12 protein-coding genes and 1 pseudogene are annotated in these 13172 nt (G+C 62.6%); 5 read left to right on the plus strand and 8 right to left on the minus strand.

Going from position 1 to position 13172, the window contains the following annotated elements; genetic code table 11:
- Positions 1-446: 446 nt before the first annotated feature.
- Positions 447-1469: a M10 family metallopeptidase C-terminal domain-containing protein gene (locus MNOD_RS41405; protein WP_015929197.1), complete on the plus strand. Its 1023-nt coding sequence runs from the start codon at positions 447-449 to the stop codon at positions 1467-1469.
- Positions 1470-1629: 160 nt separating this feature from the next.
- On the opposite strand, the gene MNOD_RS12210 is transcribed toward MNOD_RS41405, so the two are convergent.
- The 5 genes and pseudogenes from MNOD_RS12210 to MNOD_RS46415 all read right to left on the minus strand — a co-directional run bounded on the left by MNOD_RS12210 (position 1630) and on the right by MNOD_RS46415 (position 4483).
- Positions 1630-2076 (minus strand): HNH endonuclease, encoded by a 447-nt coding sequence (locus MNOD_RS12210; RefSeq protein ID WP_015929198.1) that lies wholly within the window; start codon positions 2074-2076, stop codon positions 1630-1632.
- A gap of 198 nt (positions 2077-2274) precedes the next feature.
- Positions 2275-2666 (minus strand): annotated as a pseudogene (locus MNOD_RS43070) (IS66 family transposase); the annotation flags it as partial.
- Positions 2667-2973: 307 nt separating this feature from the next.
- Positions 2974-3375, minus strand: coding sequence for a hypothetical protein (locus MNOD_RS46405; protein WP_015929199.1), 402 nt, complete (start codon positions 3373-3375; stop codon positions 2974-2976).
- Between the two features lie 54 nt (positions 3376-3429).
- A complete protein-coding gene (locus tag MNOD_RS46410; RefSeq protein WP_015929200.1) occupies positions 3430-4113 on the minus strand; it encodes a hypothetical protein in 684 nt (227 codons plus the stop codon).
- A 217-nt stretch (positions 4114-4330) separates the two neighbouring features.
- The gene (locus tag MNOD_RS46415; protein WP_015929201.1) at positions 4331-4483 is read right to left on the minus strand and encodes a hypothetical protein; all 153 of its coding nucleotides are present in this window, start codon (positions 4481-4483) and stop codon (positions 4331-4333) included.
- Between the two features lie 694 nt (positions 4484-5177).
- Between MNOD_RS46415 and MNOD_RS12225 the strand changes: the two genes are divergently transcribed.
- On the plus strand, positions 5178-7445 hold the full coding sequence (locus tag MNOD_RS12225; protein WP_198157598.1) for a fused MFS/spermidine synthase: 2268 nt from the start codon (positions 5178-5180) through the stop codon (positions 7443-7445).
- A 375-nt stretch (positions 7446-7820) separates the two neighbouring features.
- Here MNOD_RS12225 and MNOD_RS12230 read toward each other — a convergent pair whose 3' ends face one another.
- The 3 genes from MNOD_RS12230 to MNOD_RS46420 all read right to left on the minus strand — a co-directional run bounded on the left by MNOD_RS12230 (position 7821) and on the right by MNOD_RS46420 (position 10269).
- Complete coding sequence (locus MNOD_RS12230) at positions 7821-8327, minus strand: A24 family peptidase (protein ID WP_015929204.1); 507 nt, start codon at positions 8325-8327, stop codon at positions 7821-7823.
- A 481-nt stretch (positions 8328-8808) separates the two neighbouring features.
- A complete protein-coding gene (locus tag MNOD_RS41410; protein WP_157091444.1) occupies positions 8809-9504 on the minus strand; it encodes a retropepsin-like aspartic protease family protein in 696 nt (231 codons plus the stop codon).
- 411 nt (positions 9505-9915) lie between these two features.
- A complete protein-coding gene (locus tag MNOD_RS46420; RefSeq protein ID WP_015929206.1) occupies positions 9916-10269 on the minus strand; it encodes a hypothetical protein in 354 nt (117 codons plus the stop codon).
- Between the two features lie 977 nt (positions 10270-11246).
- On the opposite strand from MNOD_RS46420, the gene MNOD_RS12245 reads away from it, so the two are divergent.
- The 3 genes from MNOD_RS12245 (at position 11247) to cpaB (ending at position 13021) form a co-directional block, all read left to right on the plus strand.
- Positions 11247-11408, plus strand: coding sequence for a Flp family type IVb pilin (locus tag MNOD_RS12245; protein ID WP_015929207.1), 162 nt, complete (start codon positions 11247-11249; stop codon positions 11406-11408).
- 110 nt (positions 11409-11518) lie between these two features.
- Positions 11519-11680, plus strand: a complete 162-nt coding sequence (locus tag MNOD_RS12250; protein ID WP_015929208.1) for a Flp family type IVb pilin — start codon at positions 11519-11521, stop codon at positions 11678-11680.
- Positions 11681-12097: 417 nt separating this feature from the next.
- Complete coding sequence (gene cpaB, locus MNOD_RS12255) at positions 12098-13021, plus strand: Flp pilus assembly protein CpaB (RefSeq protein WP_015929209.1); 924 nt, start codon at positions 12098-12100, stop codon at positions 13019-13021.
- The last annotated feature ends 151 nt before the right edge of the window (positions 13022-13172 follow it).

The following is a 13172-nucleotide window of genomic DNA, read 5'->3' on the forward strand; positions in this document are numbered from 1 at the left end:
TCCACGAAACTGCGTGAAGAACCACCCCCGTGCGAGGAAATCAATCAGGAAGCGACCTGCGAGCAGTTCGGAGGGCTCACTATCCAGATGGAAGAAGCCGCAGAGCGTAATTGCGTAGCAGTTTAAGCGAGCAGCTTAACGCCTCTCCCACCTAGATGACCGACACGTCTAATCCCTATCAAGTCAGCGCAACGGCTTAACGCCTCTGTTACCCGGACGGCCAACACTGGTGGTCCATAGCAAGGCGCGTGCAATCAGACGCAACACGGCCGGGAACACGGGCGAATGCATTCTCAGCATCATCATGCGAGTCGAGGAAAAACAATTTTCGGACCTATACGAGATCAGAAATATATAGCACCTCAAGTCGCTGGACAACTGCCGCGTTTGCGAACAGGCACGATCGCAGCAAGCAATTCGTCAGCCACTAGTAAATGAAGGTTTCCATGATATCGAATCACGCCCTTGTTCTGCAACCCAGCGTTGCGACCTCATCAGATCAGACTCATTCGGCACTTGTCGTCTCAGATCAGTCCATCAGCGACGTTCAGTTCAGTGCGGATTTCATTACGCTGGCCCAGCTACGCACGGGATCGCCGCCGAATCCGTGGGAAACGGCCTGGGCCGTATTCGACTACACGGACCCGGATCACTTCTACTACGTCGCATTCAAGACGAATGGCTGGGAAATCGGCAAACGTGATCCTTCTTATCCCGGCGGCCAGCGTTTCCTTGCGACGGGCGACTACGCGTCCCCGGTCGGAACGCAGCACCACTTTGACATCTCTCAGAGCGGTGCGACGTTCACGGTGACGCTCGACGGACAGAGCCTGGCCACGATCACCGATCTGGAGACACCGTACACGTCGGGCAAGATCGGCTTCTACACCGAGGATGCAAAGGTTGCGTTTGACAACGTGACCGGCTCGATCACGGAAGACTTCGAGAGCCTTCCGCTCCAGACCTTCAGCGATGGCGCCACCTTCGGACAGTGGACGGCTCCGTTCGTCGGCTATGGCGAGGGTGACATCGCCGTGCTCTCTGGCGACCAGCCGCAGACCGTCGTGGGCACCTCGGGCTCCGACACGCTCTGGGGCGGCACCGCCAACGACATCATCACGGGCGCGCTCGGAGCCGACACCATCACGGGCGGCGGCGGAGCCGATACCTTCGTCTATGCTAGTACAAAGGATTCAACCCGCACGGCCCACGATCTGATCACGGACTGGATCACGGGCGACAAGATCGACGTTCATCAGATCGACGCCATCACTAAGACTACGAAGCTTAACCACTTCACCTTTGTCGGCACAAACCCGATCACAGGTGCTGGGCAGCTTGCTTACGGCTACGACGCGAGCCAGAATCTGACCTACGTCGAAGGGCGCGTGGACGGCAACCCAGCTCACGATCTTTATATTACGCTCGCCGGGCATGTTGCTCTGAGCGCGGCGGACTTCATTCTCTAATAATCCGGCTCTCATCCGATCTGACAGGGTTGTCCTGTCCTGATGCGTGTCTTTTGGGCCCAAAAGGCGGACGAGATGGCACAGCGCACAAATCCGAGGAGATTGTCGCCAAGCTACTATTGGGCCCACTCCCCCGGCATCTGCCGCCCGCCAACAGGTCTCACTGTTCGTCGAGAGCATCCCTCGGCTGCGCATCAGGATCCTCCATCTTCAGGGAGGCCGTCGTCCCTCGACTCAGCCAGCGCTCGAACTCCCGCCATTCCTTGCGGGTTGGCACTCGGCGCCCGGCCATCTTGTCCCGCATGCGCGCGAGATGATCCTCGTGCGCCTCGGCCAGTCGCTTGGTGCGGGCAATCTCTCTCAGGTCTCGCGGCGTTTTACGCTGGTCGCAGGCCCAGCAGATCGCCGCAAGCCGGTTCGAATCGTTCGCATTCTCATCCTCGCTCCGCAGAGCCAATGGAGGCCGGTGGTCGAAAACGAAGAAGCCAATGATCAACCGGGTGCCGCAATCGGTGCAGCGGCCTTCCTGGCGCAGCATGATGTCGGCCCGCAGCCGCCCGGGTAAGACACGGCGTTCGCAGCGGCTGAACGGTGCTTTGCGTTGCATCGTTCGCCTCCTAGGCTGCAGCAGCTTCGCGATCCGGAGTGTCGGCAACCGGCTCAGGCGACCGCGTGCTGAAGGCGATCAGCACCTCGGGGTCGGCCCCTACCTTCTCAGCGGTGGCCAGAAGCGCAGCGCCGAGGGTGGCCCGCTCTTCCTCGCTCAGGGCGTTTCGCGTCGATCGCGTCGAGAGCCTCCACCAGGGTTGAACACGGACCCCAGCCATAGCTGCAGGCGCAGCGGCACCGGATTCTCGCTAACCTCGACTGCAAAGGCGACGTCGCGGGCCAGATGCGCCAGGCAGGTCTGATGCTCTGCCGCGTGTCCCTGTTGAGCCATGGAGCGGTCGGAGAGCCACACCGCAGGCCGGTGATCGTCCCTCATCTGGTGCACCACGGCGGCCCGCGTCGGGGCGGCGTGATGAACGACCGCCTCGGCCGAGTGGAAGACCCAATGATACGCGTTACAGCCCTCGATACGCACGCTGGTCTCATCCGAGGGACGACCGCGGCCCGGCGCAGCGCCGACACCGCCGCCGCACGACCGGACCGGAACCGGCCCTGCCCGTGGCGCAACAGGTTCATCAGCCTGCCCTGGTGGCGCAGGCTGAGTGTGCCCCGGCCCCGCGTTCTCCACCCGTGGCCGAGCGAACGCTTTGCCGTCAAACACCCGAGGTGGGAGCCGAGTGCCCGAATTGGGCCCGCTCGGATCTGTGCCGGAGGGCGCTCAGTGATGAGCGTCCCTACCGCGATCCGAGCGCGTGCTGGCTGAGTGGTTTTCGGAGGATGTCGAGCCCCGCCGAGAGCGGCGCGTAGCGATACGATCTACCCCCTCCCCTTCCCGGCCGGTCCAAGACGGCCGACAGACTTTTGACTGGGTTGGTGAGCTCGGCCCGCGCTTAGGCTAACGCGCCGGCGAGCTGACCGATGGCGCTACTGGACAGGCGCATGCTGGCCTCCCTGCGCCACGAACTCGAAGTTGATCGTGCCCGCCCGGGAGCGCTTGGGTACAAAGGCCGTGACCGGCGGCTTCTTTCGCGTCCTCCGGAGCCAGCGCCTTCAGCACCGCCCTGGCGCTCTCGTGCTTCGCGTGCACGGCGCACGTTCTGGCAAACACCGCTGCGTACTCCGCCCAGGCATTCGAGGCGGTCGGGTCGACGACGGTTACGGCCGGCAGCTTCGCCTTCGGAGCTTGATCTCCAAAGACCTCGGGCACCTTGCCCGTCCGCACGCACCGACAGAAGATGCGCTGCACCTGCAGCAGCACGGTCTGGCAAACCGGGTTGGCCTCGACCTCGATCAGCACCCACTTGCCGCCGCCAGTCTGGTCACAACGGTTCTCAAAAAGCCCTAAGCCGCCTCATGAATTTCTTGAGCAGGCATACAGGAAGGCACTGCTTGCGAGCACCATTTCAGCAGTTTGGTCGAGGAAAATGGTCATAGTCTGAACTTTCTCAAAACTTCCTGCATCATTTTCCTGACGAATTGCAAGCTCAATCAAGCGCGCTGATTTTCGAAAACTTGCAGTGATATCCCGGACAGTTTGGTAACTAAAGGAATTTTCGACCAGCTCGAAAGATCCGCCGCCAAGTACCCTCGCTTCTGCAAGATTTGTCGAGGTATCCTTCGAACCTCTGAATCCTCTGGTTCGCGACATGAACTGCCCCCGCATCGGAGCGCTTTGCTGCTGCTGAGACGTGTCTTGCGGAACAATTACCCGCATTCGCCAAGTGTTCTTGTTGCATGCAAAGAGGATGAGCCCCGGAGAAATCCCGCCTCGCTCCATCAGAGAAGCCCGAAGGACCGCAAGGTCTTTCCCGAATTCTTCAAATACCCAGCCCTCCTCACCTGCAATCAGCTCACGTCTGACGCTACCCGCGTTCGCAGTCGTGATAATAAAGAGCGCCCCGACCAGCAGGGTCAGAGCCTGGGAAAAAAGAGAGGCAAGACCGACATCCCCAGCCGCTCTTTCGGTGAGCATCTGTTGCCGCATCCTTGGCATCCCACTATCAGCAGCAAGCGCCGCGAGACGGTAGACCATCATGCGTGCCTGCTAGGCTATCAAGCATCATGTGGGGTCTCCGGAGCGAACCAGAATGTAGGCGTATGGCGTTGCCGTGAAGAACCTGTCCCATGACGCGTCTCTTCAAGCCAGGTTCGACGAAGCACCACACCAGGGCTCTGCTGACATTCGAACCGAGTTCCCTCCGCGCGGCTGCGATGCCGTACACCACAGACTAGGCACCAGCCAAGGCCGGCAATCAATGCGCAGCGATCGGGCTCGCGTTACCGAGCGCCAGCAGCAGCCCTTCGATGACGCGCCAGATCACGCTCGTGCCGAGGAACCGCTCGACTCGGGCGTCCGCGCGGACGAATTCGATGTGGCCACCATTCGCGACCACGTTGATGGTCACCCGCACGGCCTCTTTGAGCACGAAGGAGGTGTCTTGGCGTAGTACACCGCGTTGACGAGCTCCCGCGCGAACTCATGGGCCTCATCGAGGCACAACTCGACGAGACGAGGCGAGCGGCGGATTTGATTGAACAGGAGGACCGTCTCGAACATCATAGGGTCGCAATTCGCCCTGCACACCAAAAGGCGACTCAGCATCTTCCCATCTTGAAAGAGCAGGCAATGCTCGTCGAATACGATCTTGAGAACCGAGCTTGCCATACGGCCACACGTGCTTCTCGTGCGTGATCGTTTTCTGAGGCTGCCACTGAAAGGCCCGCCAGCCACGCTCGCTCTGCCCTTCGCACGTTGCGCCCGCCTCGCAGCTCACTCTTCCGTTGTTGCGCCCGTGACCATCCACGACACCGGCCTGTGTGGCAGGTGAATCCGGGAGACGATGCCGCCGAGAAACCGGCTGCCCCTCATCAGACCGCCTCCAGTTCCGCTGGTGTTCGAACCTGGCGCGCGCCAATCGATTGGCGGTGTGGATTCATCACCCAATGCCTTGGTGAACAGACCAGTCCCCGCAGACAGCGTCAGCCGGATCGGACCGGATGGTGCGCATGACAGATGTACCAGCCGGTGGCCGGCAATCGCTATTGATTGACGTCCCGCCCGGAACTTGTTCTCTAGAGCGTCCTGCATTGACGGTCATCATGGCCGCTCCCGTCAAGGAGACACACGCGGTGGCGCCCATCCTGAATTCCGTCGCATCTAACGCGCGCGGCTCCGTGAGACTCCACACGGGATACCTCGGGGTGACGCTCGCCGCCCTGTTCCTCTCGGCCTTCCTGCTCTTCTCGGTTCAGCCGCTCTTCACCAAGATGGTGCTGCCGATCTTCGGCGGTTCGCCTGCCACTTGGTCGGCGGCCCTCGTCTTCTTCCAAGCGGCCCTGCTCGGCGGCTACCTCTACGCGCACCTGCTCGCCCGCTTCCTCGCGCCCCGGAGAGCCGTCGCCCTCCACTTCGCACTCATGACCGCGGCCCTCCTGACCCTGCCGTTCCACCTGCCGACCGGGTGGGAGCACCCGCCCGCGCAGGGCGAGGCGCTCTGGGTGCTCGGCCTCTTCACGGTCGCGATCGGGCCGCCTTTCTTCGCGCTGGCGGCGAATGGGCCACTCCTGCAGGCGTGGTTCGCCCGCTCCAACCACCCGCGCGCCCGCGATCCCTATTTTCTGTACGCGACCTCCAACATCGGGTCCTTCGCGGCGCTCCTCGCCTATCCGGTGCTGATCGAGCCACTGGCCTCGCTGCGTCTTCAGGCTGTGGCTTGGGCGGTGGGCTTCGCGATGCTCGCCGCCCTGGTCACCTGCGCCGGCTGCGTAACCGGTCAGGCGGGCCAAAGCGACACCGCTGCGTCAGGGGCACCCACAACATGGCGCTGCCGAGCCGCCTGGGTCGGGCTCGCCTTCGTGCCGTCCGGGCTCCTCGTCGCGGTCACCGCCCATATCTCCACAGATGTGGCGGCCGCGCCGCTGCTCTGGGTCGTGCCCCTGGCGCTGTTTCTGCTCACGTTTGTGATCGCCTTCCGCGACGGGGCCGCGCGCATGGTGCGCTGGCTCGCGCCGCTCCAGGCCTGGGGCACGGCGCTCGCGATCCTCAGTCTCTTGGTGAATCCGGGGCTCTGGGCCAGTCTCGGCCTGCATCTCGGGCTGTTCTTCGTCAATGCCTGTCTCTGCCACACGGCGCTCTATCGGGTGCGGCCCGGGCCGGCGCATCTGACCGAGTACTACATCTGCATCGCGCTCGGGGGTGTGCTCGGTGGCGTCACCTGCGGGCTCCTCGCGCCGCACCTGTTCTCCAGCGTGCTGGAATACCCGTTCCTGCTCGGGGCGGCGCTGATCTGCCGGCCTGGGAATTTCCTCGGCGTGCGCACCGACCAGGCGCGCGCGATCGCGCGGGCGGCCCTGGTGTGCGGACTGCTCACCGCGCTCGTCGTGGCCAGCGGCCTCGTCACCGGCGCAGACGGTGTTGGGACGCGCACGATCCTCGCCCTCTGCATTCTCCTGCTCGTGCCGTGGAAGGCGCCGCTCCAGACCACTGTGACCGGCCTCGCGGCGCTCGTCGCTTTCATCGGCGTGGGCAGCCGGCCAGTGGACGAGAGTGTCCGATCATTTTTCGGAGTCCACTCAGTCGCGACCTCACCGGACGGACGCTTCCGCCTGCTCAAGCATGGCACCACCCTGCACGGGGCGATGCGGCTGTTCCAGGACGATGGCACACCGGCCGACCGCCGGCCCGAGCCTCTGCTCTACTACGCCCCCGCCGGGCCGATGGGAGTTGCGATCCGGTCGGTCCGCGCCGCTCGGGGCGGTAGCCTCGGTCGTGTTGCGGTGATCGGGCTCGGCAGCGGCAGCCTCGCCTGTGCGGCGCAGGAGAGTGAGACTTGGACCTTTCTCGAGATCGACCCCGCAGTGATCCGTATTGCGCGGGACCCCGCTCGGTTCCGCTTCCTATCCGAGTGCGGTCCCGCGATGCCGATCGTGCTAGGAGATGCCCGCCGCACCTTGGCCGAACAGCCCGCTGACCTCGGCCTTATTCTGTTCGATGCCTTCTCGTCGGACGCGATCCCGGCCCATCTCCTCACCGAGGAAGCCGTCCGCCTCGCCCTGTCGAAGCTCGACCGAACTGGCGTGCTCCTATTCCACATCTCGAATCGACACCTCGACCTGAGCCGCATTCTGGCACGCGTCGGTGCCGATCTCGGTCTGACCGCGTGGCTGATCCAGGAGACCGGCGTCTCCGACCTCGGCACGATGCGTGCCGCCGTCAAGCTATTGGTGCTTGCGCGTGATCCGGCCCACCTCGGGTCCCTCCTGCAGGATCCGTCCTGGCGGCGTGTGCTCGCGGATCCTGACCGCCGTCCCTGGACGGACAACTACTCCAACATCCTACAGGCGGTGCTCGACCAGCTGGGCGGCTGATGCTGACCAGGCGATTGCATCCGCCTCTCTCCCATGAGCTATGGCCCGCGACGGAGGGGACGAAGAGCCGTTGGAAGGTCACCCACGCTGGATAGTTCCTGTCTCGCGCACGAGACACGCGACCGCACCCGGATTATCGTTCGCACATCCGGCGCCCCGATCGCGCCGAAGTCCCGCAGACGAGGTCTCTCGACACCATCCGCGGGGCCTGGCGCGACCGGTCGCCGGAACCTGCCGGGGCAGCCGCACCGACGGTGCTCGACCCGGCTCGCGCGCGGGTGGTCGCCCCGGAGCATCTGCAGGCCCGGGCGCGTTGCAAGCCGCTCCAGATCCCGCGCGTCTCCGGAGTGAGCGCGATTCCTTCACCGCGCGTCCTTACACTGTGCCTAGGAGCTTCAGCGACAGGAGAGAATCCGGGTAGACCGCCAGACCAGCTGCCGCCAATGCAATACCGTACGGAACACCGGCCTTCTTGTCATGGAGCCGCACCAGCCATTCCCACGTGAGTGCGAAAGCTGGAAGGGGGAAGCGACGGATCGACAGAAACAGCACTCCCATCATCCCGCCCACGAGGCCGACAATGAGCAGGTAATCCAACAACACGGGCGTGAAGCCAAGCCAGAGCACGGTCGCTGCGGCGAGCTTGGCGTCGCCGCCCCCGATCCAGCCGAGCGCATACATGAGGAAGCAGACGACGAGCATCGTCGCCCCGGCGGCCGCATGCCATGCCACGGTACTCCAATCCACGCCCACGAGGATCGCCAGTCCGAAAAAAATGACGATGAGAGCCACCGAAATGAAGTTCGGGATCCTCATGGTGAGGAGATCGCTGGCTGCCGCATAGGCCATGATCGCCGGGAAAACCAGGGAAAGAAGCTGCATTGGGCTTGATCTTTCTTGTCCGTGTCGAACCCACTCGGCGGCAGAGGTCTTTCCCAGCGATGCGGAATAGGGCATCCTAGCCAAAGATGGGGGAAGTTGATGCGCGTTGTGGTCATTCTCATGGCAGCTCTTGGGCTTCAAGCGGTCCCTCGCGCTGCCCAAGCCGCCGATCTGTTCGTCGAACACAACGATGAGCTGCCGGCGGGACTGGAGCCCGTGGTGACATACCGGGCTCCGATCATCCCGGCTCCTGCTCGCCGATTCGAGCCCTGGTCGACGACCTACTACCCTGCTCTCCCCTGGGGCCATCTCAGAAAACAATGTCCGATCGCGCTGAAGCGACGGAGACACGAGGAGCGCTATTCTCGACCTGTGCTCGTCCGGAAAGGATGAACGGGACAGATATGGAGCACCGTGAGCGGCGGATGCCACGACCAGCCAAGCACCCGCGCCGCAAGGGCGCGGGCTGTCAGCGGCTCGGCTACTGCTTCAGGGTGAGCGTTCGCCCGGATGTCTCGAATCCGCTCAAGCGCGCCAGGAACGACATGCCCAGGAGGCTGACCTCGATGGCGTCCGGCTTCATGACCACCGCATCGACCTCCCTCATCACGATGTTGCCGATTTGGATCTGACGAACCGTAATCGGAGCCACCGCCGTCCGGCCATTCGCCGTCATGACCTGCCCGCGATAGTCGTTCGGCGACAAGCGGATGCCGATCTTCTCCGCGTCTCGGTGCGACAGCGCCAGAGTCGTGGCCCCCGTATCCACTAAGAGGCGGATCTTCTCGCCATTGATAATGCCATCGGTGGTGAAATGGCCCTTCGCGTCGGCTGTGATCGTCACAATGCCTGGCTGTGAGCCAGCCTCAGCAGGCGAGCCGCGCAGTCGAGCCTGGAATTCGCTCAGTGTTTCCCCCACCTGCGGGAGAAGTTCGCCGGCGCCCTGCGCGCGCGGGGAGCGCGGCGCAGCCGCCAGTGCGGCGAGGAGCACGATGATGACCGGCGCCGGCCTGCAGCGGCTGCACACTCGCACCCCGGCCACACCGCGCAGAAAACCCACGCCGGGAGTGGCTGCCGCCGAAAGCAGATTGGACCCCGTCACCTGCGCTACGCCGTGCTCCTCGTCCGAACAACGCTTGCCACCGGCATTGCTGTCCGATGTCAAACGTCCCGCCATGGCATGCACCAGCTGACCGAGTCCGCACTGCCCAACTTCGCCCTCCACCCTACCGGTTCGCCGGGTCTCCTGAAGCGCCCGGCGGGCACCGTCTCTGCGAACCGGCGCGCTCACCAGAGCTCCCGCCGACCTACGAGGCCAGGCCTGCGAGGAACCCGCCACACAGGGGCAGCGACGTGCCGGCAAATACTGGACACACCGCCTGACAACCCGATCGGGCGGCGCCGGGCCGCTCAGCACCGATCGGCTGAACGCCCGCCCGAAAACTCCAGCAGATCCAAGGCAGACCACAGTTCCCCCGATCAGGCGAATCCCAGCCTACTAGAGCATTTTCGACCTACGTGGACTCACATTAAGCCGCATGCCCTTGGCAGAGCAGCATCGAATGCGTCTACCTGAAGCGAAAATGCTCTAGACACAACCACGCTGGCGTTTGCCCTCCCCATTCGCTTCCGGCCCAGAGGGAGCGGAACTTCCGAGATTAATGGCGAGGCCGCCGCCGCCTGGCGCTGATCCTGCGGCGAAGCTCCCCTGAGGCGCTGTCTTGATCTGATCTCGGCAGTAGCGCTCGACGGCCGCCTGAGTGCGAACACCATTGCCGCCGATGTTGGTGTTTCTGGCATGCTCAGGCCAAGGATCAATCACGTGCATTGCCAGATTGTGGGCAACCGCCTCGCCGCTGGAACTGTCGACAGTGTCCTTCATATCGACGTATAAAGCCGAGTTGCACCCGCCCACCGTGCAGCCGAGAACGGCCGCGATCATCAATGCTCTCACACGTGCCCCCAACATCCCTCTGGCCATCGCGCTCGTCGCCTTGAAGACAACTTCAACCCGCCACGTCGCCCACAGTCAAGCGTGGAGCACCAGTTTGTTCCGATCAACATCGCCCGCGTGTCACGGACTCTCGTCGCGCGGCGGGTGATCACCGCGCCGCAATACGAGCCACGGAACACGGCGACTGTCAGCAATCAATGCGACTCGCGATCGGATGACCGAACGAGGCTGACTGCATTTCCCTGGTGCTCACCTATCGCTCGTCGCATCGCCTACGAACGAGCGCAGGTACGACAGGTGGCTGCACATGAAGGCCGCAAGAGCTATGCCCGCCAGGATCGAAGCCGCCGCGCCATCCCAGTCAAACAGGACGGCGCGAGGAGCCAACGACGCCATTTCCGAAGTCCCGAACTGCGCGAATACGGAGTACGCTAGGCCCAAGACGGCGACGAAGCAGCAATTTGACAGGATCGCCAGAACAAGCCGAGAGCGATGGTAGTAGGCCAAAAGAGCTAGGCTAATTATTCCAGCCGCAAGTGCGGCGGAACCTTCCGAGAAAAGGGAACGGACCGGAGACGCGGGGTGCTGTCCAAGTTTCAGAAAACTCAGTAACTCTAAACTAATCCACCACATGGTGGGCGAATTCGGCCAGTACCACAGTGCCAGAGCCGCTACTTGATCGGCTGCCAGCACTATCGCGCAAACGCAGATTCCCGCAAACTGAACTGCCGGCAGCCGATTCATAACAGCGTCACCCTTGCTCAAACAAGTCTGTGATTTGGATCTTAGAACGCCCTAATTCAAATGTAGTATGTACTAAATCGCCTGCGGTCCATCAGTTATCCCCACACTAGGTCTTGACACAGGCCGGTTAAGATAGTGTTAATCAGGTCACACCGACGCCGGTACGCTGTGGCACAAAATTCCAGGGCCCGATCTCGTCGGAGTGCAAACAGGGGGATGACATGAACAGGTTGAGCAAGTTTCTCCGGGACGAGGACGGGGCGGCCCTGGTGGAGTACACTGTCCTTCTCGGGATCCTCCTCGTTGCGGTGATCGCGACCATTGGCGGCGTTGGCACTTGGGTCAACGGCAAGTGGACGGCTCTGAATAGCGCACTGAAGTAGTCAGAGCCTGAGAACGACCCGGCGGGATTGCAGCAACTCACGAAAGAGCAATCGCTGCCGGGCACAGCTATGGGATGCATGATCGCCACGGGACAGAATGGGAGGATGACATGAACAGGTTGAGCAAGTTTCTCCGGGACGAGGACGGGGCGGCCCTGGTGGAGTACACTGTCCTTCTCGGGATCCTCCTCGTTGCGGTGATCGCGACCATTGGCGGCGTTGGCACTTGGATCAACGGCAAGTGGACGGCTCTGAATAGCGCACTGCCGTAAAAGCCTGAGAACGGCACGACAGGGTTGCAGCAACTCAAGAAGCGGATCAGGCTTCTCGGGTCTGAGACGCGCTCGTAATGGTCTCAGCGAACTCATCCTGTCAGCGCATTCGCCACGATTTCAGGCAGCTACACTACCATTCTGCCAAACTAATATGCCAAGGCTGCGCTTTGCGAGTCACCTTCCGGCGACATCTGTGGAGACGCTGAGCATATTGGTTTTCCGTTACAAAGGCTTTCGCTTAGTCGACGGCGAGTTCGCTGAAGGGCCCAGAGGCCTGGCTGACCACTCCTTCATGGATACTGTGGAAGCGGGCTGATTCAGGTTTTGCACTAGCTGGCCCGGGATTGGTTCTTAGCTGCCGGATGCAGGTCATGCCTTCACTGCTGGCAGCGATCTCTGTTTGTGGGGAAGGTTATGCGACTGGGCTCCACTCTCACCCTGGTACTGGCATTGGCTTTAGGAGGATCGGCGGCCTTCCTCGCCCGCAGCTATCTCATGAGCGTTTCGTCGGTCGGTCCCGCCCCACTGCCGGCGCACACGATCGTCGTCGCAACACAGCCGTTGCCTTTCGGAACGCAACTGACCCCCGAGAACACGACAGAGATTGACTGGCCATCCGAGACGCGCCTCGAAGGATCATTCGCGACGAGGGATGAACTTCTGCGTGGGGAGCGTCGTGTGGTCCTCTCGTCGATCGCGCGGAACGAGGTTGTCCTCGCGGGTAAGATCACCGGGCCCGGACAGCGGGCGACGCTGTCGACACTCATCGAAGAAGGGATGCGCGCTGTCGCCGTGCGCGTCGACGATGTGCGAGGCGTGGCTGGTTTCATCCTTCCCAACGACAGGGTCGACGTCGTACTTACTCGGGATGAAGAGGCGCGTGAGTCGAAGGGCTTTGCCGACATCCTGCTCCAAAATGTGAAGGTTCTGGCGATCGATCAACTTGCGAACGACCACGCCGACAAGCCGACCGTCGCGCGCGCCGTGACCCTCGAACTCAACCCAGTGCAGGCCCAAAAAATTATTCTCGCTCAGGGCGTCGGGCGCCTGTCATTGATCCTCAACAAGGCCGGGAATGCGACCTCGGACACGCCGTCACGCGTGACCGTCGCGGATCTCGGACGGCCCGAGATCGCGGGACCAAAGGACGATGCCAAAGAACGGATCGCGCGGTTGGAGGCCCGCATCGAAGAACTCAAGCGCTCGCGAGCTCAGCAGGACCTGCCCGTGTTGACAGCTCAGCCGGCGCCCATCGTCAGGGATGCCACGCGCACAGTTAATGTGGTGCGGGATGGTGTCCGCAGAGAGCAGTATAGTGTAGTCATTGAGAGTCGTTGAGCACAGGGGTGTGTCTGGACTGCCGCCGCAGAGTCTTTTTTGGCTCAAGTTGCGGGCTCGGACAGGAGATGCACCCACGATAGCGGTAGCGCGCCGACCGACCGGCCGGAGCGGTGGCAAAAAGGCACCACCTCCGCTCCGAAGCGCTTTG

It is taken from the genome of Methylobacterium nodulans ORS 2060, from assembly GCF_000022085.1.
Lineage (GTDB): Bacteria > Pseudomonadota > Alphaproteobacteria > Rhizobiales > Beijerinckiaceae > Methylobacterium > Methylobacterium nodulans.

Excerpts from the sequence above, each read along its gene's own strand:
- MNOD_RS12225 (WP_198157598.1), top strand. The coding sequence starts at position 5,178 with ATGGCCGCTCCCGTCAAGGAGACACACGCGGTGGCGCCCATCCTGAAT.
- MNOD_RS12245 (WP_015929207.1), top strand. The coding sequence starts at position 11,247 with ATGAACAGGTTGAGCAAGTTTCTCCGGGACGAGGACGGGGCGGCCCTG.
- MNOD_RS12230 (WP_015929204.1), bottom strand. The coding sequence starts at position 8,327 with ATGCAGCTTCTTTCCCTGGTTTTCCCGGCGATCATGGCCTATGCGGCA.
- MNOD_RS12210 (WP_015929198.1), bottom strand. The coding sequence starts at position 2,076 with ATGCAACGCAAAGCACCGTTCAGCCGCTGCGAACGCCGTGTCTTACCC.
- cpaB (WP_015929209.1), top strand. The coding sequence starts at position 12,098 with ATGCGACTGGGCTCCACTCTCACCCTGGTACTGGCATTGGCTTTAGGA.
- MNOD_RS46420 (WP_015929206.1), bottom strand. The coding sequence starts at position 10,269 with ATGATCGCGGCCGTTCTCGGCTGCACGGTGGGCGGGTGCAACTCGGCT.
- MNOD_RS46410 (WP_015929200.1), bottom strand. The coding sequence starts at position 4,113 with ATGATGGTCTACCGTCTCGCGGCGCTTGCTGCTGATAGTGGGATGCCA.
- MNOD_RS12250 (WP_015929208.1), top strand. The coding sequence starts at position 11,519 with ATGAACAGGTTGAGCAAGTTTCTCCGGGACGAGGACGGGGCGGCCCTG.
- MNOD_RS41410 (WP_157091444.1), bottom strand. The coding sequence starts at position 9,504 with ATGGCGGGACGTTTGACATCGGACAGCAATGCCGGTGGCAAGCGTTGT.
- MNOD_RS41405 (WP_015929197.1), top strand. The coding sequence starts at position 447 with ATGATATCGAATCACGCCCTTGTTCTGCAACCCAGCGTTGCGACCTCA.